Source organism: Thiobacillus sp. (assembly GCA_024235835.1).
Taxonomy (GTDB): domain Bacteria; phylum Pseudomonadota; class Gammaproteobacteria; order Burkholderiales; family Thiobacillaceae; genus PFJX01.
Window position 1 is genome coordinate 148,173 of the sequence record JACKLQ010000001.1, and the last position, 22,635, is coordinate 170,807.

The following is a 22,635-nucleotide window of genomic DNA, read 5'->3' on the forward strand; positions in this document are numbered from 1 at the left end:
GCCTATAAGAGTGGCCTGTGACCCGCCCAAATGGCGGGGGGATTCGTGAATTTCTCCGCCCTGCCTGAAATGCTGCTGGCCTGGGCCAAGACCCAGGGGGCGGCCCTTCTGCAGGGCGGCAAGGCGGAACAGGCCTCCCCCTTCAAGGTGGGGGCAGAGTACGAGGGCAAGGTGCTGGACCAACTGCCCGGCGGGCGGCACCTGGTCCAGGTGGCGGGCCAGAAACTGGACATGGGCCTGCCAGCCCAAGCCCGTGCTGGGGACAATGTACGGCTTACCTTCCTGAGTGCGGGGCCCCGGCCCACTTTCCTGATGAATGCCCAGCCACAGGCCACACCAGTCCAGCCCGTGCAAATTTCCAGCAGTGCCCAGCAGGTCAGTGCCCTCATGCGCATCGCCCAACCGCTGGGCCAGGTCGCCCAGGCTGCTGCAACTGGACCGGCACCCAGACAGGCACCCCTCAGTCCCGGAGCAAGCACGGGCCAGACCGCCGCCCCGCCCGGGGCGCGCATGTCGGCACCTAGCGTCATACAGGCGGGCTCAGTTCCCGCCGCAGCGGCTGGACAGGCGTCTACTGTCCTGGCCAATAGTACCGCTGTCACCGACCAGTCACGCATCACGCCGACGGGCCAGGCGGCCCAGGCCTTGACCGGCGCAGCGAATGCGGCGGCTACACAAGGCGCTGCATCGGCCCGCCCCATCGTGGCCAACGTGGTCATGCTGCAGGGATTCACGCCATCGTCCGTCAATGCCCCGATTGCCGTGGCCAGTCCCAATACCGCCCTGCTGGGCCAGGCGGTTGACCGGTCATGGGTGTCGGTGGGCGCCAACACCACCCTGAGGCCCACCGTGCTGGCAGATCCCGCCGTGGCCTCGGACAATTTGTTGCCTTCCCGACTGGCCCAGACGGTACGGGAGAGCGGCCTCTTCTACGAGGCCCACCTGGCCCGCTGGGCCAAGGGAAGTTATCCCTTCGAGGCCATTCTCAACGAACCCCTGGCCCGGCTGGGGCGGGGCGCAGTGCCCATGCCCGGCATGGCGGAGCTGGCCGGCATGCCGGAGGATGCGGCACGCATGGCCGGACGCCAGTTGCACATGCTGGAGGGCGGTCCCTTCCTTTGGCAGGGCTTTGCCTGGCCGGGCCAGTGGATGGACTGGCTGGTGGAAGAGCGCAAGGAAGGTCAGGGCGACGGCCAAGGCGGCGAAGAGCCCAATCCCTGGTCCACGGAATTGCGTCTTACCCTGCCACGCATGGGTGCGGTCCAGGCCCATCTTTCATTGCGCGGCCAGGACGTGAGCCTGCGCCTGCAGGCGGCGGAGGCCGGTGCCGCCCAGGCCATGACGGATGCACTGCCCATGCTGCAGCTCGGGCTGGAGTCCGCAGGCCTGCGCCCCGTTAATCTGGCCGTGGTGACGGAGGAAGGCTGATGGCCCGGGAGGAAACGCGCCAGGAAGCCGTGGCGCTGCATTACGCCAGCGAGAAGGGGGCTCCCCAGGTGGTGGCCAAGGGCCGGGGGCTGGTGGCGGAGGAGATCATCGAGCGGGCCAGGGCTGCGGGCGTGTTCGTGCACGAGTCCCCGGAACTGGTGTCGCTGCTCATGCAGGTGGACCTGGACGATCGCATCCCGCCGGAGCTTTACGTGGCGGTGGCGGAACTGCTGGCCTGGCTCTACCGCCTGGAACAGGAACAGCCGGGAGCGGAGCCCGACCTCAGCTCAGGCTGAGAACCTCCAGCAGGGCCTTTTCCAGGGCCAGGCGCTTGACCGGATCCCCCAGGTCCTCGCCTTGCAGCACGAAAACGTCCTCCGCCCGGTTGCCCAGGGTGTTGATGCGGGCACTGGCCACGCTGGCATCGTGTTCCAGCAGTACCTGGGCCACCCGGGCCAACAGGCCGGGACGGTCCCCTGCAGTGAAGGAAAGCAGGTAGCTGCGTCCCTGTTCACTGCGTACCAGGTTCAGGCTGGGGCTCAGGGGGAAGGCCTTGAGCTGGCGGGGCAGGCGACCGTTGGGCAGTACCTCCCCCTCTTTGGGATGGGCCAGTTCCTGCTGCAGCTCATGCTCGATATAGCTGAGGATGTCGCGGTAGGCGATGCGGCGCTGTTCAGGGTCCAGGGCATAGAAGGTATCCAGGGCATGGCCATCACGGGTGGTGTGGACCCGGGCCGAGAGGATGGAGTAGCCCATGCGGGCGAAAAAGGCGCAGATGCGGGCGAACAGGGCCTTCACGTCGGGGGCGAAGACCATCACTTCCACGCCTTCACCAACCTCCGCCAGACGGGCCCGCACGATGTGCTGCTCCTTGGCCACCAGGGGCAGGAGGCGGCGGGTCTGCCAGGCGATGTCCCTGCTGTCCTGGCGCATGAAATACACGTCGTCCAGGCGCTTCCACAAGGCCTCCTCGGCGCCGGGCATGAAGCCGTAGAGGCGCAGCTGGGCACGGGCGGCCTCCTTTTTCTCCTCCACGCTGTCCGGCTGGGCCTCCCCCTTTTCCAGTACCCGCCGGGCCGCCAGATAGAGTTCCTGGGTCAGCTTATCCTTCCAGGCGTTCCAGACCTTGGGGCTGGTGCCGCGGATGTCCGCCACCGTCAGCAGGTAGAGGGCCGTGAGGCGTCGCACATCGCCGCAGCGCAGGGCGAAGGCGGTGATGACATCGGGGTCGGAGAGGTCCTGTTTCTGCGCCGTCTGGGACAGGGTCAGATGTTCCGCCACCAGCCAGGCCACGAATTCGGTGTCCTCCCTTGACAGGCCCTGGCTGCGGCAGAAGCGGCGCGCGTCCACGGCCCCCAGGCTGGAATGGTCGCCGCCCCGGCCCTTGGCGATGTCGTGGAACAGGGCGGCCAGCATGAGCAGTTCCTGGCGCTTGCAGTCCGCCATGAGGCGGTGGGCCAGGGGGAATTCGTGGGCGTACTCGTTCAGGGCCAGGCGGCGCAGGTTGCGCACCACCATGAGGGTATGTTCGTCCACGGGGTAGATGTGGAAGTGGTCGTGCTGCATCTGGCCGGTGATGCGCCCGAACAGGGGAATGTAGCGCCCCAGCAGTCCCAGACGGTGCATGAGGCGCAGGGCGTGGGTCACCCCCCGGGGCGATGCCAGCAGGTCCAAAAAGCGCTTCTGGTTGGCGGGGTCCCGGCGGAAGGCAGCGTCGATATGCCGGCCCCCGCGCCATAAGGCCCGCAGCAGCCTGGGCGTGAAGCCCTGCAGGTCCTTTTCCCGGGCAAAAACCAGGAAGGCCTCCAGCAGCAGGCCGGGCTGGGCATCCAGCAGATTGTCTTCCGCGTCCAGGGATTGGCCCTCGATGCGGAAGGGGCTGGCATGGGCCAGGGGGCGGGCGGGTTCCGGCGGAAGCAGCCGGCCGCGCAGTTCCGCCAGGCCCAGTTCGTTGATGAGGCGGATGTGGCGGGCGGCGCGGTAGTAACGCTGCATGAGGCGTTCCGATGCCCGGCGAGGTGGCCGTGGCACTACCCCCATGGCGGCGGCCACCGGTTCCTGGAACTCGAACAGCATACGGTCCTCCCGGCGCTTGGCGGCGAGGTGCAGGCGGATGCGCAGGTGGGAAAGGAAGATCAGCTGGGTGGCCAGTGAGCGGACTTCACGGGCGCTGAGCAGCCCGGCCTTCACCAGGTCGGGGAGGCGGTTGCCCAGGCCGGCCGCCTGGCTGACCCACAGCAGCGTATGCAGGTCCCGCAGGCCGCCGGGGCTTTCCTTGAGGTTTGGCTCCAGCACCATGGCCACGTCGGCGTGGCGCCCGTGGCGCACCCGCTGTTCCAGCAGCTTGGCCTGGAAGAATGCAGCGGGATCCAGCAGGGTCCGCTGGTCCCGGACCATCCGCTGGAAGAGGCCCCTGCTGCCGGCCAGGAAGCGGGCCTCCAGCAGGTTGGTCTGCACGGTGATGTCCTTGGCGGCTTCCGCCGTGCACTCCGCCAGGGTGCGCACGCTGTGGCCGATGGGCAGGCCTACGTCCCAGAACAGGGCCACAAGGGGTTCCAGGCGGGCTTGGTCTTCCTGGGTGAGGCCGTCGTCCAGCAACAGCAACAGGTCCACGTCCGACTGGGGATAGAGCTCTCCCCGGCCATATCCCCCCACGGCGATGAGGGTGGCCCGGGCCGGCAGGTCGTGGGCAGCCCAGATCTCCGCCAGCACCTCGTCTGCCAGGCGGCACAGGCCCTTGAGCAGGCGAGGTGCCTGGGGCCGTTCCAGATAGTCCTGGATCAGGCCGGCCCGCTCATCCTGGATGCGGGCACGCCAGGCCGCGACCCTGGCCAGGTCAGGATTCATGCGCCTCGCTGGATGAAGGGGGGCGGGGGCGGGGCGGCCTGGGAAAGGGTCAGGACCTCGAAGCCGGTGGGCGTGACCAGGACGGTATGCTCCCACTGGGCAGAAAGGCTGTGGTCCTTGGTGACCACGGTCCAGCCATCTCCCAGGACGCGGATGTCTTTCCTGCCGGCGTTGATCATGGGTTCGATGGTGAAGACCATGCCCGTCTCGAGCTTGGGGCCGGTACCCGCCTTGCCGTAGTGCAGCACCTGGGGATCCTCGTGGAACCTGGCGCCTATGCCGTGGCCGCAGAATTCACGTACCACGGAATACCCGTTGGATTCCGCGTGGCGCTGGATGGCAGCGCCGATGTCCCCCAGATGGGCCCCTGGCTTCACCACGCTGATGCCCTTCCACATGCATTCATAGGTGATTTCCGTGAGGCGGCGGGCCTGGATCGTGGGTTCCCCCACGTAGAACATGCGGGAGGTGTCGCCGTGCCAGCCATCCTTGATGGTGGTGATGTCCAGGTTTACCACGTCGCCGGCCTTCAGCGCCTTGTCCCCGGGCACGCCGTGGCAGACCTGGTGGTTCACCGAGGCGCAGATGGACTTGGGGTAAGGCTTGTGGCCGTTGGGGGCGTAGTTGAGGGGGGCGGGAATGCAGTCCTGCACCTCCACCATGTAGTCGTGGCAGAGCTTGTCCAGTTCGCCGGTTGTGACGCCGGGTTTCACGAAGGGAGTGATGTAATCCAGCACCTCGCCGGCGAGGCGGCCCGCCACGCGCATTTTTTCTATTTGTTCCGGGGTCTTGATGGTGATGGGCATGATGCTAGGGTTGGAAAAAGTGATTCAGGATAGGGTTGAGGGGGGTGAATGTAAAGTTGAGTGAAATGGTAGGAATGTGCTTTCTATAATGTTTTCAATTGCATGAGGATTGGACGGGAGATTCGGTGCGATGGCGGTGGATGCGGTTTCTTCCATGACAGGGGGGCTCAATGCCGGTGCGGCGGCTATGCGTGCCAGCGGTGGCGAGCGTCTGTCTCCCCAGGAACAAGCCCAGGTGCGCAAGCTGCAGGCCATCGACCAGAAGGTGCGCCAGCACGAGGCGGCCCACAAGGCCGCCGGCGCGGGCCTGACGGGCGCGGCCACCTACCAGTACGTGCGTGGGCCGGACGGCAGGCAGTATGCCGTGTCGGGGGAGGTGAGCATCAACACCTCGCCCGCCGGCACGCCTCAATCCACCTTGGCCAAGGCCGAGCAGATTCGCGCCGCTGCCCTGGCGCCGGCCGATCCCTCGCCGCAGGACCAGGCTGTGGCGGCTGCCGCGGCGATGATGGCGCTGCAGGCCCGGCAGGAGATCGCGAAGCAGCGCAGAGAAGGGGAGGACGGCGATGGCCAGTCCCCGACCTCTGCCGTGCAGGGCAACCTTGCTGTCGGCAACTCCCAGGATCGGTACGGGAAAGCCGACAAGGCTGACAGGGCCATGGGGGCCTATGCGCAAAGCGCCCAGGCCATCACCCAGGCCCTGGGCCTGGCCGTCAGCACCTTCGCCTAGGGGGTCCTGGCGGCAGCCACCTGCCAGCCGCCGCCCATGGCCTTGGCCAGGTCAGCCGAGGCGCTCAGCTGGGCGCGTCGGGCATCGATGCGGTTCAGTTCCGCCTGCAACGCGTTGCGCTGGGCGTCCAGCACCGTCAGGTAGTTGCTCAAGCCATTGCGGTAGCGCAGATCCGCCAACTTCTCGGCGCTAGCCAGGGCCTCGGCGCGCCGGCCTTCCGCCTCGGCCAGTTCCCGGGCCTGGCGGTGGGCTGTGAGGGCGTCCAGCACTTCCCGGAAGGCCTGGCGCACGGCCTGCTCATAGCCGATCAGGGCCTGGGCCTGGCGCGCGTCCCGGACCTGGAGTTCCGCTTCGGTGCGGCCGCCGTTCAGGATGCTTTGCACGATGCCGGCGCTGAGGCCCCAGATGGCGGCAGGACCGGAGAACAGGTTCGACAGGGCCTTGCTTTCCGAGCCCAGGTAGGCCGTGAGGCTCAGGTCCGGGTACAGGGCTGCCTTGGCCTCCTTGATGCGGGCGTGGGAGGTCAGCACGTTCTGCTCCGCCTGGCGCAGGTCGGGGCGCCGTTCCAGCAGTTCGGAAGGCAGGCTGGCGGGAAGGGTGGGCGGCTCGCCCAGGGCCTCCAAGGACTTGCCACGGCCGATGGGATCCTCCATCAGGGCACGGGGGCTGCGGCCGACGAGCACCGCCAGGGCCAGTTCCTGCTGGCGAACGCCCTGGGTCAGCTGGGCCAGGCTGGCCTCCAGGCCAGCCAGTTCTGCCTGGGCCTGGCGCAGTTCCAGTTCGGAGGACACGCCGGCATCCAGGCGCAGTGCCTGCAGGTCAACGGCGGCCTGGCGGTTGGCCCGTGTCCTGTCCACCAGGGCCAGTTGGGCATCCAGGGCCCGCAAGGCGAAGTAGGCCTGGGCGACTTCGCTGGTGAGGGAGATGCGCACCACGTCCCGGCCATATTCACTGGCCAGCAGCTCGGAGCGGGTGGCGTTGCTGGCCTCCCGGTAGCGGCCCCAGAGGTCCAACTCGTAGGCGGCCTGGAGTTGGGCCTTGTAGGTGTTGTTGGTGGGGGAGCCACCGGCGGGCATGGCGCCCACCTCCGTCCGGCGGCTGCGGCTGACATCGGCGCTGCCTTGCAGTTGCAGGGCCTGGTCCGCCCGAGCCAGGCCCAGGTTGGCGCGGGCCTCCTCGATGCGGGCGGCAGCGAGCCTGATGTCGGCGTTGCGGGCCAGGGCCTCCTGGATCAGGGTCTCCAGTTGGGGATCGCCATAGGCGTTCCACCAGTCGGACGCCATGGGTATGGCGGATTGTCCGGCTTGTTGAGGCCAGCTGGCCGGCAACTCGGGGGTGGCTTTTCGTAGTTCGGGGATGGCGGCGCAGCCAGCCAGGAAGAGGAGGGCCAGGGCCAGGACGATGAGCGAGCCGGTCTTAGGCATGATCGTCTCCATGTTGCGCCGCGCCGTGGTATTTGATGGGTCCCGGGAACAGCTTGCGCACCAGCAGGTAGAGCACGGGCACGAAGAACACCGCCAGCACCGTGGCGGCGATCATGCCGCCCATGACCCCGGTGCCGATGGCGTGGCGGCTGGCGGCACCGGCGCCGGAGGAGATGGCCAGGGGCAGCACGCCGAACATGAAGGCGATGGAGGTCATGATGATGGGCCGGAAGCGCAGCCGGCTTGCCTCCAGGACCGCCTCCAGGGTGGTCTTGCCCTGGGCCTCCAGCTGGCGGGCGAATTCCACGATCAGGATGGAATTCTTGGCCGACAGGCCGATGATGGTGATGAAGCCCACCTTGAAGTACACGTCGTTGGGAAGTTCTCTTAATGTCATGGCCAGCACCGCGCCAAACACGCCCAGGGGCACCACCAGCAACACCGCCAGGGGCACGCTCCAGCTTTCGTACAGGGCGGCCAGGCACATGAACACCACGATGATGGACAGGGTGAAGAGGATGGGGGCCTGGGCGCCGGAGAGCTTCTCTTCATAGGACGTGCCGGACCACTCGAAGCCCAGGCCCGGCGGGAGCTTGCCCGCGATCTCCTCCATGGCCTGCATGGCCTCGCCGGTGCTGTGGCCCGGGGAAGGGCCGCCGGCGATCTTGGTGGCGGGCAAGCCGTTGTAGCGGTCCAGCTTGGGCGAGCCCACCATCCAGCGAGGCGTGGCGATCTCCGACAGGGGGACCAGGGTGCCCTGGGCCGTCCGTACCCGCAAGGCCAGGAGCCCCTCGGGCGTTGCCCGGGCGGGGGCGTCCACCTGCATGACCACCCGCAGGACCCGGCCTTCCCGGATGAAATCGTTCACGTAGGCGGAGCCCAGGGCCACGGCCAGGGTCTGGTTCAGCTCGCCGATGTCGATGCCCAGGCTGCTGGCCTTTACCCGGTCGATGTCCAGCATCAGCTGGGAGGCCGGTTCCTTGCCCTCCGGGCGCACGCCCGCCAGGCGGGGATCCTGGCTGGCCAGGCCCAGCACCATGTTGCGGGCCTCCATGAGCTTGTCCCTGCCCAGGTTGGTACGGTCCTGGAGACGGAAGTCGAAGCCGCCCACCGCCGCCAGTTCCGGGATGGGAGGTGGGTTGAGGGCGAAGATCAGGGCCTGCTTGATGGAGAACAAGGCCATGTTGGCGCGTTGCACGATGGACAAGGCGTGCTGGTCGGATTGCTTGCGTTCATCCCAGTCCTTGAAGCGCACGAAGGAGATGGCGGCATCCTGGCCCTTGCCGAAGAAGGAGAAGCCCAGCACCCCCACCACCTTGGCCACTTCCGGCTGCTTCAGGTAATACTCCTCCATCTGGGACAGCACCTGCTCCGTGCGCTCCTGGGTGGCGCCGGCGGGCAGCTGGATGATGCTGATCAGGTAGCCCTGGTCCTCGTCCGGCAGGAAGCCCGTGGGCAGCTTCATTAACAGGAATGCCGTGGCGGCGACGATGGCGAGGAACAGCAGGAACATGCGCAGGGGCCGTACCACCACGCCACCCACCCCCTTCATGTAGCGGCCGGTGCCGCGTTCGAAGAAGTCGTGGAACCAGCCGAACAGGCCTCGCTGGTGCTCCAGTTGGTCCTTGTCCAGGCCCTTGAATAGGGTGGCGCACAAGGCCGGGGTGAGGGTGATGGCCATGAGGGCCGAGAACAGCATGGTGATCACCAGGGTCACGGAGAACTGCCGGTAGATGGCCCCCACCGAGCCGCTGAAGAAGCCCATGGGCACGAACACCGCCGAAAGCACCACGGTGATGCCGACGATGGCACCGAAGATCTGGCCCATGGCCTTGGAGGTGGCTTCCCTGGCGGCCAGGCCTTCCCTGGACATGATGCGCTCCACGTTCTCCACCACGACGATGGCGTCGTCCACCACGATGCCGATGGCCAGCACCATGGCGAACAGGGTCAGCAGGTTGATGGAGTAGCCCAGGAGATAGATGCCCACCAGGGTGCCGATGAGGGAAACGGGCACCACCACGGCGGGTATGACGGCGGCCCGAAGTTTGCCCAGGAACAGCCACATCACCAGGAACACCAGCACGAAGGCCTCCACCAGGGTCTTAACCACTTCCCGGATGGAGATTTCCACGAAGCGGGAGGTGTCGTAGGGCACGTCCCAGCTCACCCCCTTGGGGAAGTGTCTGGCCAGCTCGGCCATGCGTTCCTTCACCGCCTGGGAGGTTTCCAGGGCGTTGCTGCCCGGGGCCAGCTTGATGCCGATGGGCGCCGTGGGCTGGCCATTCAGGCGGGCCCGGAAGATGTAGTCCTGGGCACCCAGTTCCACCCGGGCCACGTCCTTCAGCCGCACGGCCGCGCCGGTGCTGTCGCTGCGCAGCAGGATGTTGCCGAACTCATCCGGCGTGGCCAGACGGCCCTGGGTAATGACCGTGGCAGACAGTTGCTGGCCCTTCACGGCGGGCACCTGGCCCAGCTCGCCCGTGGCCAGCTGCACGTTCTGGGCCTGGACGGCGGCCAGGGCCTGGCCCGGGGTCATGTTGAAATTCGCCAGCTTGAGGGGGTCCAGCCAGATGCGCATGGCGTATTCGGAGCCGAACATCTGGGCCTCGCCCACGCCGGGCACCTGGCGGATGTTGTTAAGCACGTTGGCGGCGGTGAAGCTGCCCAGATCCACCGCGTCCAGGCTCTTGTCCGGCGAGAAGACGGTGATGAACATGAGGAAATTGCGCCGGGACTTCACTACGGTGATGCCCTGGCGGCGCACCTCCTCGGGCAGCCGGGCCTCCACCCGCTTGATGCGGTTCTGGGCCTCCACCGAGGCGATGTCCAGGTCCGTGCCCGTGGAGAAGGTCATGGTCAGGGTGAGGGTGCCGCTGGCATCGGAGTTGGACTCCATGTAAAGGAGATTCTCGATGCCGTTCATCTCCTGTTCGATAAGGGTGGTGACCGTGTCTTCCACCACCTGGGCGGACGCGCCCGGATAGACGGCGGTTATCTGCAGGGCCGGCGGTGCCACCTCCGGGTACTGGGATACGGGCAGCTTGGGAAATACCAGCACCCCGGCCAGGATGATGGCCAGGGCGATGACCCAGGCGAAGATGGGGCGGTCGATGAAGAAGCGGGGCAGCATGGTCGGCAGTCGTCAGTGAGCAGTTTTCAGTCGGCAGTAAGGGCTGTTCGTCATTTCTGATTGCTGCTGACTGCCGGCTGCGAACTGCTTACTGGTTTCACCGGCGCCCCCGGCCGTGCCTTCTGCAAGCCGTTGACGATCACCTGTTCGCCGCCCTTCAGTCCTTCAGCGATGAGCCAGTCTTCGCCTGCCAGGCCGCCGGTCTTGACCGGCTGGGGTACCACGGTGCCTTCAGGGCTCACCAGCATGACCATCTGGCCCTGGGCGGAGGTCATCACCGCCTTTTGCGGCACGGCGATAACGTTTTCCGCCTGGGCCACGGGCAGGCGCACGGTGACGAACTGGCCCGGCAACAATTCGCGGCCCGGGTTGGCGAACTCCGCCCGCTGGCCCACGGAGCCCGTGGCGGGGTCCACCGCCAGGTCGTTGAAAAGCAGTTTTCCTGGCTGGGCATATTCCCGGCCGGTCTCCAGCACCAGTTTCACGGGGGCCCTGCTGGCCTTGGTTCGCCCGCTCTTCATGGTTTCCCGCAGCTGGATGAACTCGGCGCTGGACTGGGAGAAATCCACCCAGATGGGGTCGTACTGCTCGATGGTGGCCAGGTGGGTGGCCTCGCCCTTGCCCACCAGGGCGCCTTCGGTGACCAGGGCCCGTCCGATACGGCCGGAGATGGGGGCGGTGACGGTGGTGTAGGACAGGTTGATCTCCGCCTGGGTGAGTGCCGCCTGGGCGGCGGCCACGTCCGCGTCCCCCTGGGCCTTGGCGGCCACGGCCTGGTCGTATTCCTGCCTGGCGATGGCCTTGGTGTCCTTCAGGGCCTGCATGCGCTCCAGGTTCTGGGCGGCGATGAGGGCCGTGGCCCTGGCCCGGGCCAGGGCGGCCTTGGCGGATTCCGCGTTGGCGGCCAGGGGGCGTTGGTCAATGCGGAACAACACCTGGCCCGCTTTTACTTCGCTGCCCTCCGTGTATTCCCGCTTCTCCAGGATACCCTCCACCCGGGCCCGTACCTGGGCCACCCGAACGGCGGTCATGCGTCCGGGCACTTCCACGGTCTGGGCCACGGTCTTGGGTCCCACGGTGACCACCTCCACCTCGGCCGGGGCCATGCCCCCCCCGGGCGGGCCGCCGGCCTGTTGGGCGGCATCCTTGCCGCAGGCGGTCAGGGCAAGTGGGACGATAAGGGCGGCAAGGGCAATGCGGTTCACGGAAGTCTCCGGTCAGGCATGGGGAGGGGTTAGGCAATATACATACGTTCATGAATGTATGTAAATACGGAATTTGTATTACCATTCCGGGAAATCCCCTACCGGTGTAGCGATGGTACGCAGAACCAAGGAAGACGCCCAGGAAACCCGGACCCTGATCCTGGATACGGCCGAGCAGGTATTTCGCGAGAAAGGCGTGGGTCATACCACCCTGGCAGAGATCGCCGCCGCCGCCGGCTTGACGCGGGGGGCCATCTATTGGCACTTCGATAACAAGGCCGCCTTGCTCCAGGCCATGAACGACCGGGTGCATCTGCCCCTGGAGGCCATGCACCAGGCCCTGGCGGACGTGGCCCTGACGGACCCCCTGGCCAAGCTTCGGGAATCCGCCCACAACGTGCTCGCCCAAGTGGCCAACGACCCCCGTTCCCGGCGGGTGTTCGAGATATTCAGTTTCAAGTGCGAGTTCGTCGGCGACATGGCGGAGATGCTGGAACGGCAACGGGAAAGCCGCCGGGACTGCCTGGGAGACCTGGAGGAAAACCTGCGCCATGCGGTGGCAAAGGGCCAGTTGCCGAATCAGTTGGATATCCCAAGCACGGCCATCGGCATCTACGCCCTGGTGGACGGCCTCATCGAGAACTGGCTGCTGGATCCGGGAAGCTTCGATCTGGTGGATACGGGGGATCGGCTGGTGGCGAATTTCTGCCTGGGCCTGGCGGTCACGAGGTAAGCCAGGCCGTGGCCTGGAGGAGGCCAGGGCTTCCCGGGCTTTTCCCGGACTCGCTGCGCTCTTCCGGACTACGGAAGCGCTCTCAGGCCGTCGGCCGGCGTTCGAAACTGCTGAAGCTGCCTTCGGCGAGCGAAGCCTCGATGCCCACAACCCGGGCGGCCGGCGGGCCTTCCCAGGCCCAGGCGATGAGGGCCTCCACGGCAGCATCTTCCCCATGCGCCATGGCTTCCACCGCACCATCAGCACGGTTGCGCACCCAGCCGGTCACCCCCAGGCGCTCCGCCTCCAGTCGCATGGATTCCCGGTACCACACCCCCTGGACCCGGCCGGTGATGACCAGATGTCGGGTGGTCTTCATAGGAGCTACTTGATGCGCATGCCCGGCTGGGCACCGGAATCCGGCGACAGCAGGAAGGGGCCACCCCGCTCGTCTGACGCGGCCAGCACCATGCCTTCGCTCATGCCGAATTTCATCTTGCGGGGTGCCAGGTTGGCCACCATGACCGTGAGGCGGCCCACCAGGGTCTCGGGCGCGTAGGCGGCCTTGATGCCGGCGAATACGGTGCGGGTCTCGGCGCCAAGTTCCAGGGTGAGCTTCAGCAGCTTGTCGGCCCCTTCCACATGTTCGGCGTTGGCGATGCGGGCCACCCGCAGGTCCACCTTGGTGAAGTCGTCGATGGAGATGTAGTTCTGCTCAGGCACCTTGGCCTCGTCCGACTGGGCCACGTGCTGCTGGTGTTCGGCGTGGCGCACCGGCGCCGGCTCGGGGGTGGGGGCGGGGGCCAGAGTCTGCTTGTTCTCCTCCACCATGGCCTCGATCTTCTTGGGATCGATGCGGGTCATCAGGTGCTGGTAGGGGTTGATGGCGTGGTCCGTCAGCAACGTCGTTGCGTCAGTCCAGGTCATGGGGCCGATGTTTAGGAAGGCCTCCACGCTCTCCGCCAGCTTGGGCAATACGGGCTTTAGGTACAGGGCCAGCAGGCGGAAGGCGTTCACCGCCACGGTGCAGACCTGGTGCAACTCCGCGTCCCGACCCTCTTGCTTGGCCATCTCCCAGGGCTTGTGAGTATCCACGTACTGGTTGGCCAGGTCTGCCAGGGCCATGATCTCCCGCAGGGCCTTGCTGTATTCCCGGGCCTCGTAGAGTTCTGCAATCCTGCCGGCGGCGGCTTTCAGGTTGGCCAGGGGCGTGTCGGAGGGAATGGCGCCCAGCTTGCCGCCAAAGCGCTTGGTGATGAAGCCTGCGGAGCGACTGGCGATGTTCACGAACTTGCCCACCAGGTCGGCATTCACCCGGGCAGTGAAGTCCTCCAGGTTCAGGTCGATGTCCTCCAGGGTGGGGGCCAGCTTGGCGGCGTAGTAATAGCGCAGCCATTCCGGGTTCAAATGGCGCAGGTAGCTCTCGGCGGTGATGAAGGTGCCCCGGCTCTTGGACATCTTGGCGCCGTTAACCGTGAGGAAGCCGTGGCAGAACACGCCCGTGGGGGTGCGGAAGCCGGCGTGGTGCAGTTCCGCGGGCCAGAACAGGGCGTGGAAGTAGAGGATGTCCTTGCCGATGAAGTGGTACACCTCGGCGGTGGAATCCGGCTTCCAGAAGTCATCGAAATTCAGGCCGTGCTTGTCGCAGTAGTTCTGGAAGCTGCCCATGTAGCCGATGGGGGCGTCCAGCCAGACGTAGTAGTACTTGCCCGGGGCATCCGGGATCTCGAAGCCGAAGTAGGGGGCGTCCCGGGAGATGTCCCAATCTGAAAGCCCGCCCTCAAGCCACTCGTTCAGTTTGTTCGCGGCCTCTGCCTGGACATGGGGCGGGACGATCCAGCCCTTCAGGAACTCGGCGCAACGGGGGTCGGAGAGCTTGAAGAAATAATGGTCCGATTCCTTGCGTACGGGCGCCGCGCCGGACACGGCGGAGAAGGGGTTGATCAGTTCCGTGGGCAGGTAGGCCGCGCCACACACCTCGCAGGAATCGCCGTACTGGTCCTTGGCGTGGCACTTGGGGCACTCGCCCTTGATGAATCGGTCCGGCAGGAACATTTGCTTCACCGGATCGTAGAACTGCTCGATGGAACGCACCTCGATGAGGCCCGCGTCCCGCAGGCGGGTGTAGATGGTGTCAGCGTAGTGGCGGGTTTCCGGGGTGTTGGTGGAGTAGTAGTTGTCGAAGCCCACCAGGAAGCCGTCGAAGTCCCGCTTGTGCTCGTGCCACACCCGGTCCACCAGTTGCTCCGGCGTGATGCCTTCCTTTTCCGCCCGCAGCATGATGGGGGTGCCGTGGGTGTCGTCGGCGCAGCAATAGATGCAGTCGTTGCCCTGCATCTTCTGGAAGCGCACCCAGATGTCGGTCTGGATGTATTCCACCAGATGACCCAGGTGAATGGAGCCGTTGGCGTAGGGCAGGGCGGAAGTGACGAGGATTTGTCTGGGCATCTGGTGGGGCATGTTTGCGAATGTATGCAAGGAAGCCGCACATTCTAAGACATGGGAGATTGCCCCGCCCAAGGAAGGTCGATAGAATGCGCCCCGACCTTAGGCGCGTAGCTCAGCTGGTTAGAGCACCACCTTGACATGGTGGGGGTCGTTGGTTCGAGTCCAATCGCGCCTACCAGACAACAGCAGGAGTAACAGGATGGCTTTCCGAACTTGTTTGACCGAACGGATACCCCACACGGGTTGAGCCTTTGTCTTGTTATGTCCTGAGAAAAAAGTGCGGCCGACCCGCACTTTTTTTTTGCCCTGATTGAGCTTTACCGGAGCGCAGCATGCCCCAGATCAAATTGCCCGATGGTTCCGTAAGGAGCTTCGATAACCCGGTCACCGTCGCCGAGGTGGCTGCCAGCATTGGCGCCGGACTGGCCCGGGCCGCCCTGGCCGGCAAGGTGAACGGCAACCTGGTGGATACCTCCCATCGCATCGAGGCGGATGCTGATCTGGCCATCATCACCGACAAGGACGTGGACGGCCTGGATTTGATCCGCCATTCCACCGCCCACCTCTTGGCCTATGCGGTGAAGGAGCTGTTCCCCGAGGCCCAGGTGACCATCGGCCCGGTGATCGAGGACGGCTTCTACTACGATTTCGCGTTCAAGCGCCCCTTCACGCCGGAAGACCTGGCGGCCATCGAAAAGCGCATGGCGGAGCTGGCGAAGAAGGACATCCCCGTGGCCCGGGAGGAGTGGGACCGGGACGCGGCCGTGGACTTCTTCAAGTCCATCGGCGAGGCCTACAAGGCGGAGATCATCGCCTCCATTCCCGCCGGTCAGACCATCTCCCTCTATCGTGAGGGCGAGTTCGTCGACCTGTGCCGAGGTCCCCACGTGCCTTCCACCGGCAAGCTCAAGGCCTTCAAGCTCATGAAGGTGGCCGGGGCCTATTGGCGCGGAGATTCCAGGAACGAGATGCTGCAACGCATCTACGGCACCGCCTGGGCCAACAAGGACGACCTGGCTGCCTACCTGCACCGCCTGGAAGAGGCGGAGAAACGTGACCACCGTCGCCTTGGCAAGCAACTGGACCTGTTCCACCTCCAGGACGAGGCTCCTGGCATGGTGTTCTGGCATCCCCATGGCTGGGTGCTGTGGCAGGAGATCGAGCAGTACATGCGAGGCAAGTTCCGCGAGTACGGCTACGAGGAGGTGAAGACCCCCACGGTCATGGACAAGACCCTGTGGGAGAAGTCAGGCCACTGGGACAACTACCGGGAAAACATGTTCACCACCAACTCGGAGAACCGGGACTATGCGGTGAAACCCATGAACTGCCCCGGCCACGTGCAGATATTCAACCACGGCCTGCGTTCCTACCGGGACCTGCCCATGCGCCTGGCGGAGTTCGGCTCCTGCCACCGCAACGAGCCCTCCGGCGCCCTGCATGGCCTCATGCGGGTGCGCGCCTTCGTTCAGGACGACGCCCACATCTTCTGCGCCGAGGGCCAGGTCCAGGCCGAGGTGTCGGACTTCATCAAGATGCTTCAGGACGTCTATGCCGACTTCGGTTTCGAGGACGTGCTGGTTAAGCTCTCCACCAGGCCCGACAAGCGGGTGGGCAGCGACGAGTCCTGGGACAAGGCGGAGGCCGGCCTGGCCGCGGCCCTGGAGCAGAATCACCTGGCCTACGACCTGCAGCCGGGGGAGGGAGCCTTCTACGGCCCCAAGATCGAGTTCACCCTGAAGGACTCCCTGGGCCGGCTGTGGCAGGTGGGCACCATCCAGCTGGACTTCAACCTGCCAGTGCGCCTGGGGGCCGAATTCGTGGACGAGGACAACACGCGCAAGCCGCCGGTCATGCTGCACCGGGCCATCCTGGGCTCCATGGAGCGCTTCATCGGCATCCTCATCGAGCACTACGCCGGCAACTTTCCCGTATGGCTGGCGCCGGTGCAGGCGGTGGTCATGAGCATCACCGACGCCCAGGCGGAATACGCGAAAGAAGTGACGCAAGCCCTTAAAAAACAAGGCTTCCGGGTGGTTTCTGACTTGAGAAGCGAGAAGATTGGCTATAAAATCCGCGAGCACTCCATGCAGCGGGTGCCTTACCAGATCGTGCTGGGCGACAAGGAACGCCAGGAAAACAAGCTGGCGGTCCGGGCCCGGGGTGGCGAGGATCTGGGGCAGATGACGCTGGAAGCGTTCATCGCAAGGCTGCAGGAGGCGTAGATACTGAGGAGCCGATGCACTAGGTCGGCTCCTTGTTTTTTAAGCATTATTGAAGGGATTCGCGATAGCTCAGGAAAAAGAACTCAGGATCAACGGCGAGATTGATGTGCCCGAGGTCCGACTGGTAGGTGACGATGGCGAGCAGTTGGGCATCGTCAGTCTGCGGGAAGCCCTGCTGAAGGCCGAAGACTCGGAGCTGGATCTTGTCGAGATCGCTCCCATGGCCAAGCCCCCGGTTTGCCGGATCATGGATTTCGGCAAGCACAAGTACCGGGAGAGCAAGAAGCAGCACGAGGCCAAGCTCAAGCAGAAGCAGATCCAGGTCAAGGAAGTCAAGTTCCGGCCCGGTACCGATGAAAATGACTACCAGGTCAAGCTTCGGAACCTGATCCGCTTCCTGAGCGAGGGCGACAAGGCGAAAATCACCTTGCGTTTCCGCGGCCGGGAAATGGCTCACCAGGAACTGGGCATGGAGCAACTGAAACGGGTGGAAGCCGACCTGGTGGAGTACGCCACGGTGGAGCAGTTCCCCAAGATGGAAGGGCGCCAGATGGTTATGGTACTGACGCCCAAGAAGAAGAAGTGACCTTGAGGTAGCAAGGCCATCTCCGCGCAGGCGGGGATCCAGAGCGGTTCGAAAAGTCTGGATTCCCGTTTTCACGCGAATGGCAAAGCGGTTTTCAGGCCGATGCGGGCCTGACCGGTATGGGTGACCGTACTCGGCGAATCGCATCGACAAGTGCCATCCGGCCAAACAAGCGCTTCCGCCGGAAGCCGCCGGAAAGCATCGAAGAATGGAGTTGTCATGCCGAAGATGAAGACCAAGAGCGGCGCCGCCAAGCGTTTCCGCGTCCGGGGAAACGGCACGCTGAAGCGTTCATCCGCTTACATGCGCCACATCCTCACCAAGAAGACCACCAAGCGCAAGCGTCAGCTGCGCGGTATGTCCGAAGTTCATCCCGGTGATGTGGGTCATGTCCGTGACATGATGCCCTACGCCTAAGTCAAAGGAGATCAGACATGCCTCGCGTAAAACGTGGTGTAACCGCCCGTGCCAGTCACAAGAAGGTCATGGAGGCCGCCAAGGGCTTCCGCGGCCGCCGCAAGAACGTATTCCGGGTCGCCAACGAAGCGGTCATGAAGGCTGGGCAGTATGCCTATCGTGACCGTCGTCAGAAGAAGCGTCAGTTCCGCGTGTTGTGGATCGCCCGTATCAACGCCGCCGTGCGCGAGCTGGGTATGGACATGACCTACAGCGTGTTCATGAACGGCCTGAAGAAAGCCAACATCGAGATCGACCGCAAGGTGCTGTCCGACATGGCCATCTTCGACCAGCCGGCCTTCGCCAAGATCGCCGAGCAGGCCAAGGCCTCCCTGGCTGCTTAATCGACCCTAAAAGTCGGTCCATTTATAAGCCGGACCAAGCCACAATCTTGCCCGGCAACATGGAGGGAGGCCCACAAGGCCTCCCTTTCCATTTACGTGCACACATTACGTGAACCTTTCTCCGCGAACCCAGAGCCTGAATTGAGCGCGCCATGAATCTGGAAGACCTCCTCAAAGACGCCGAACGCGAGTTCGCCGCCGCCGCCAGCCTGCCCACCCTGGACCAGGTGAAGGCCCGTTTCCTGGGCAAGACCGGAGCCATCACCGAGCAGATGAAGGGCCTGGGCGGCTTGCCGCCGGAGGAGCGCAAGAGCGCCGGTGCCCGCATCAACGAAGTGAAGAACCAGGTGGAAGCCCTGCTCAAGGCCAGACGGGATGGGATTCAGGCCGCGGAACTGGAAAAACAACTGGCCTCCGAGGCCCTGGATGTGACCCTGCCCGGCCGAGGAGAAGGGGTGGGGGGGCTGCATCCGGTCACCCGCACCCTGGCCCGCATCGAGTCCCTGTTCGCCTCCATCGGCTTCACCGTGGCGGACGGTCCCGAGATCGAGACCGACTTCTTCAACTTCACGGCCCTGAACATCCCCGAGGACCATCCGGCCCGGGCCATGCACGACACCTTCTACCTGAGGGACGGCTCCCTGCTGCGCACCCACACCTCGCCGGTGCAGGTGCACTACATGCAGGCCCACGAGCCCCCCATCCGCATCATCGCCCCGGGGCGGGTATACCGCTGCGATTCGGACGTGACCCACACGCCCATGTTCCATCAGGTGGAAGGCCTGTGGGTGGATGAAAGCGCCTCCTTCGCCGACCTGAAGGGCGTGCTGGCCGATTTCATGGCCCGTTTCTTCGAGCGGGACAACCTGCCGGTGCGCTTCCGTCCCTCCTTCTTCCCCTTCACCGAGCCCTCCGCCGAGATGGATATCGGTTGCGTGATCTGCGAGGGGGCGGGTTGCCGCGTGTGCTCCCACACGGGCTGGCTGGAGGTGCTGGGCTGCGGCATGGTGCACCCCAACGTGTTTGGCCACGTGGGCATCGACGCCGAACGCTTCCAGGGCTTCGCCTTCGGCCTGGGTGTGGAACGCCTGGCCATGTTGCGCTACGGCGTGGACGACCTGCGCTTGTTCTTCGAGAACGACCTGCGCTTCCTGAAGCAATTCGCTTAATTGGCTCATAGGTAATCGACCATGCAATTTTCCGAAGCCTGGCTGCGTAGCCTCGTCAATCCTGATCTGGACACCCGGCAACTGGGGCATCTGCTGACCATGGCCGGCTTGGAGGTGGAGGCCCTGGAGCCTGCTGCCCCATCCTTCACCCAGGTGGTGGTGGGCGAAATTCTGTCCGCCGGGAAACATCCCGATGCGGATCGTCTCCAGGTCTGCCAGGTCGATGTGGGCGAGGCCCAGCCCCTGACCATCGTCTGCGGTGCTCCCAATGCCCGGGCCGGCCTGAAGACCGCCTGCGCCCGGGTGGGTGCCCAATTGCCCGGCGATTTCAACATCAAGCAGGCCAAGGTGCGGGGCGTGGAGTCCTTCGGCATGCTCTGCTCCGCCAAGGAACTGGGCATCTCCACGGATGCGGAAGGCATCATGGAGCTGGCCGCCGACGCCCCCGTAGGCACTGGCCTGCGGGACTGGCTCAGCCTGGACGACACCCTCGTCACACTGAAGCTGACCCCCAACCGGGGTGACTGCCTGTCCCTGGCCGGCATCGCCCGGGAAGTGGCGGCCTTGACCTCCGCGCCCATGAAAGCGGTGGATTGCACGCCTGTGTCGGCGTCCATTGCCGATACCTTCCCTGTGGCCATCGAGGCGGAGGCTGCCTGCCCCCGCTACTGCGGCCGTGTCATCAAGGGCATCAACCCCCGGGCGGCCACCCCTGCCTGGATGGTGCGGCGCCTGGAACGGTCCGGACTGCGGCCCATCCACCCGGTGGTGGACGTGACCAACTACGTGTTGCTGGAACTGGGCCAGCCCATGCACGGCTTCGACCTTGCCCGCCTGCAGGGCACGGTGCGGGCCCGCATGGGCCTGGCCGGTGAGAAACTGGCCCTCCTCAACGGTCAGGGCCTGGACCTCAAGGCCGATAGCCTGGTGATCGCCGACGATGTCGGCCCCCTGGCCCTGGCCGGCATCATGGGCGGGGAGGGCAGCGGTGTCACCGAGGCCACCGTGGATGTGTTCCTGGAGGCGGCGCACTTCACTCCCGAGGCCGTGGCCGGCCGGGCCCGTAGTTACGGCCTGTCCACGGATTCCTCCCACCGCTTCGAGCGGGGGGTGGACCCGGAGTTGCCAGCCAGGGCCATGGAGCGGGCTACACGCCTGATCCTGGATATCTGTGGTGGCCAGGCCGGGCCTGGGATTTCGACCGGTCCCGGCGTGGCATCCCGGGCTGCCATCCCCTTCCGCACCGGACGGACACGGCGCGTGCTGGGCTTCGATCTGGCGGACGACGCCATGGCCGCCATCCTGAGCCGGCTCGGCATGGGGTTGGAGCAGGCCGGCGACGGCTATCTGGTGACGGCCCCCAGCCACCGTTTCGATCTCACCCGGGAGGTGGATCTCATCGAGGAAATCGCCCGGGTCCACAGCTACGACGCCATTCCTGCCACACCCCTGCGGGGTGAGCACGCCATGCTGCCCTCAGACGAGAAGGAGCGCACGGGTAGGGAAGTTAAAAATATATTGGTATCAAGGGGATATCAGGAAATCATAACGTACAGCTTCATATCTGATGAGCTGGACGCCGACTTCCGTTCCCAGGGCGAGGCGGTGCCGCTGGTGAACCCCATTGCCAGCCAGATGGGCGTCATGCGGGGCAGCCTCATGGGGGGGCTGCTTCAGGCTCTGCGCCACAATTTGAACCATGGCCAGGAACGCCTGCGCCTGTTCGAACTGGGCCGGGTGTTCATCAGTCCCAAGGCGGCGGATCAACCGTTGCATGGTGGCGGCCTGGCCTATGGCGCGGCTTTTCCCGAACAGTGGGGTGAAAAGACCCGGGCCACGGATTTCTACGACCTGCGGGCCGATCTGGAGGCCCTGCTGCAGCCGATGCAGGCGGTATTTACGCCTGGTCGACACCTCGCCCTGCACCCCGGCCAAAGTGCCCGGGTCAGCGTGGATGGCCAGGACATCGGCTGGATCGGTGCTCTTCATCCGGCCCTCACGCAAAAATACGGCCTGGCCAAGGCACCATTCCTGTTCGAAGTGGACCTGGCCCCCATGGTGCAGCGTCCCATGCCCCGTTACAGCAGCGTGGCCCGCTTGCCGGCGGTGCGGCGCGACATCGCCGTGGTGGTGGATGCCGAGGTGCCCGTGGGCGAGATGCTGGCCCGGGTGCGGGCCGAGAAACCAGCTCTGGTGGCGGATTTCAGCCTCTTCGACGTGTACCAGGGGCAGGGGGTTGAGGTCGGCAAAAAAAGCCTTGCTTTCAAAGTGTTGGTGCAACATACTGAGAAAACGCTTACAGACCAGGAGATCGATGCGGCCGTCCAGGGCGTGTTGGAAATCCTGAGAAATAACTTTAAAGCCAGTTTGCGCGGTTGACGGGGTAACACCCACCGGCTGCTCGGAGACAAGCAAGAAATGACTACGCTGACCAAAGCGGAGCTCGCCAACATGTTGTTTGAAAAGGTGGGCCTTAACAAACGGGAGGCCAAGGAAATGGTGGAATCCTTCTTCGAGGAAATCCGTACCGCCTTGGAGAAAGGGGACAGTGTCAAGTTGTCCGGTTTCGGCAATTTCCAGTTGCGGGAAAAACCCCAACGTCCGGGTCGCAACCCCAAGACCGGTGAGGAAATGCCCATCACCGCCCGGCGTGTGGTGACTTTCCATGTCAGCCAGAAACTGAAGGCAATGGTGGAAGAGGCCCATGGCGGAACTTCTGCCCAGCTCTGAGCTGCCACCCATCCCCCCCAAGCGCTACTTCACCATCGGTGAAGTGAGCGAGTTGTGCGGGGTGAAGCCCCATGTGCTGCGCTACTGGGAGCAGGAGTTCACCCAACTCAAGCCGGTAAAGCGCCGGGGCAACAGACGTTACTACCAGCACCATGAGGTCATGCTCATCCGCCGCATTCGAGAACTGCTCTACGAGCAGGGCTTCACCATCAGCGGCGCCCGCAATCGCCTGCTGAGCGAAGGCCATGCCCACGTGGCCGTTGACGAAGATGCGGAAGAACCCCCGACCCAGGCATCGACACAGACCACTGACCTGCCCCTCTCGGCCATCAAGGCGGAAATGGCTGAAATCATCGCCTTGCTGAAGGGCTGACCACTCTATCGGCTCAAGA

At 65.0% G+C, this 22,635-nt stretch carries 19 protein-coding genes and 1 tRNA gene; 13 read left to right on the forward strand and 7 right to left on the reverse strand.

Annotation, left to right across the window (positions count from 1 at the left end; all coding sequences use genetic code 11):
* The first annotated feature begins 30 nt into the window (after positions 1–30).
* Positions 31–1,428: a flagellar hook-length control protein FliK gene (locus tag H6935_00765; protein MCP5276882.1), complete on the forward strand. Its 1,398-nt coding sequence runs from the start codon at positions 31–33 to the stop codon at positions 1,426–1,428.
* The gene (locus H6935_00770) at positions 1,428–1,724 is read left to right on the forward strand and encodes an EscU/YscU/HrcU family type III secretion system export apparatus switch protein (GenBank protein ID MCP5276883.1); all 297 of its coding nucleotides are present in this window, start codon (positions 1,428–1,430) and stop codon (positions 1,722–1,724) included. Before H6935_00765 ends, H6935_00770 begins: the two co-directional genes overlap by 1 nt.
* On the opposite strand, the gene H6935_00775 is transcribed toward H6935_00770, so the two are convergent.
* The gene (locus H6935_00775) at positions 1,711–4,275 is read right to left on the reverse strand and encodes a [protein-PII] uridylyltransferase (protein ID MCP5276884.1); all 2,565 of its coding nucleotides are present in this window, start codon (positions 4,273–4,275) and stop codon (positions 1,711–1,713) included. The two genes, H6935_00770 and H6935_00775, sit on opposite strands and share 14 nt — an antisense overlap.
* Positions 4,272–5,081 (reverse strand): type I methionyl aminopeptidase, encoded by an 810-nt coding sequence (map, locus tag H6935_00780; GenBank protein MCP5276885.1) that lies wholly within the window; start codon positions 5,079–5,081, stop codon positions 4,272–4,274. Before map ends, H6935_00775 begins: the two co-directional genes overlap by 4 nt.
* A 130-nt stretch (positions 5,082–5,211) precedes the next feature.
* Between map and H6935_00785 the strand changes: the two genes are divergently transcribed.
* Entirely contained in the window at positions 5,212–5,811 is a 600-nt protein-coding gene (locus H6935_00785; protein ID MCP5276886.1) for a hypothetical protein, read from the forward strand.
* On the opposite strand, the gene H6935_00790 is transcribed toward H6935_00785, so the two are convergent.
* From H6935_00790 to H6935_00800, 3 genes are read right to left on the reverse strand one after another with little or no spacing between them, the layout of a single operon-like run.
* A complete protein-coding gene (locus tag H6935_00790) occupies positions 5,808–7,235 on the reverse strand; it encodes an efflux transporter outer membrane subunit (GenBank protein ID MCP5276887.1) in 1,428 nt (475 codons plus the stop codon). The genes H6935_00785 and H6935_00790 overlap by 4 nt on opposite strands.
* Positions 7,228–10,365, reverse strand: a complete 3,138-nt coding sequence (locus H6935_00795) for an efflux RND transporter permease subunit (GenBank protein MCP5276888.1) — start codon at positions 10,363–10,365, stop codon at positions 7,228–7,230. The genes H6935_00790 and H6935_00795 overlap by 8 nt, the downstream gene beginning before the upstream one ends.
* A 53-nt stretch (positions 10,366–10,418) precedes the next feature.
* On the reverse strand, positions 10,419–11,573 hold the full coding sequence (locus H6935_00800; GenBank protein MCP5276889.1) for an efflux RND transporter periplasmic adaptor subunit: 1,155 nt from the start codon (positions 11,571–11,573) through the stop codon (positions 10,419–10,421).
* Between the two features lie 112 nt (positions 11,574–11,685).
* Here H6935_00800 and H6935_00805 point away from each other — a divergent pair, with 112 nt between their 5' ends.
* On the forward strand, positions 11,686–12,306 hold the full coding sequence (locus tag H6935_00805) for a TetR family transcriptional regulator (protein MCP5276890.1): 621 nt from the start codon (positions 11,686–11,688) through the stop codon (positions 12,304–12,306).
* An 82-nt stretch (positions 12,307–12,388) separates the two neighbouring features.
* Here H6935_00805 and H6935_00810 read toward each other — a convergent pair whose 3' ends face one another.
* Complete coding sequence (locus H6935_00810) at positions 12,389–12,664, reverse strand: acylphosphatase (GenBank protein ID MCP5276891.1); 276 nt, start codon at positions 12,662–12,664, stop codon at positions 12,389–12,391.
* 5 nt (positions 12,665–12,669) lie between these two features.
* Positions 12,670–14,733: a methionine--tRNA ligase gene (metG, locus tag H6935_00815; protein ID MCP5276892.1), complete on the reverse strand. Its 2,064-nt coding sequence runs from the start codon at positions 14,731–14,733 to the stop codon at positions 12,670–12,672.
* A 101-nt stretch (positions 14,734–14,834) separates the two neighbouring features.
* Here metG and H6935_00820 point away from each other — a divergent pair.
* From H6935_00820 to H6935_00860, 9 genes are all read left to right on the forward strand, one after another.
* Positions 14,835–14,911 (forward strand) — tRNA-Val (locus H6935_00820).
* 154 nt (positions 14,912–15,065) lie between these two features.
* Positions 15,066–16,958: a threonine--tRNA ligase gene (gene thrS, locus H6935_00825; protein ID MCP5276893.1), complete on the forward strand. Its 1,893-nt coding sequence runs from the start codon at positions 15,066–15,068 to the stop codon at positions 16,956–16,958.
* A gap of 64 nt (positions 16,959–17,022) precedes the next feature.
* The gene (infC, locus tag H6935_00830) at positions 17,023–17,544 is read left to right on the forward strand and encodes a translation initiation factor IF-3 (protein MCP5276894.1); all 522 of its coding nucleotides are present in this window, start codon (positions 17,023–17,025) and stop codon (positions 17,542–17,544) included.
* Positions 17,545–17,763: 219 nt separating this feature from the next.
* Complete coding sequence (gene rpmI, locus H6935_00835) at positions 17,764–17,961, forward strand: 50S ribosomal protein L35 (GenBank protein MCP5276895.1); 198 nt, start codon at positions 17,764–17,766, stop codon at positions 17,959–17,961.
* Positions 17,962–17,978: 17 nt separating this feature from the next.
* The gene (rplT, locus tag H6935_00840) at positions 17,979–18,344 is read left to right on the forward strand and encodes a 50S ribosomal protein L20 (GenBank protein ID MCP5276896.1); all 366 of its coding nucleotides are present in this window, start codon (positions 17,979–17,981) and stop codon (positions 18,342–18,344) included.
* Positions 18,345–18,496: 152 nt separating this feature from the next.
* The gene (gene pheS / locus H6935_00845) at positions 18,497–19,513 is read left to right on the forward strand and encodes a phenylalanine--tRNA ligase subunit alpha (GenBank protein ID MCP5276897.1); all 1,017 of its coding nucleotides are present in this window, start codon (positions 18,497–18,499) and stop codon (positions 19,511–19,513) included.
* Positions 19,514–19,534: 21 nt separating this feature from the next.
* Entirely contained in the window at positions 19,535–21,892 is a 2,358-nt protein-coding gene (locus H6935_00850; protein MCP5276898.1) for a phenylalanine--tRNA ligase subunit beta, read from the forward strand.
* A 39-nt stretch (positions 21,893–21,931) separates the two neighbouring features.
* The gene (locus H6935_00855; protein MCP5276899.1) at positions 21,932–22,243 is read left to right on the forward strand and encodes an integration host factor subunit alpha; all 312 of its coding nucleotides are present in this window, start codon (positions 21,932–21,934) and stop codon (positions 22,241–22,243) included.
* Complete coding sequence (locus tag H6935_00860) at positions 22,218–22,616, forward strand: MerR family transcriptional regulator (GenBank protein ID MCP5276900.1); 399 nt, start codon at positions 22,218–22,220, stop codon at positions 22,614–22,616. Before H6935_00855 ends, H6935_00860 begins: the two co-directional genes overlap by 26 nt.
* Positions 22,617–22,635: the final 19 nt, after the last annotated feature.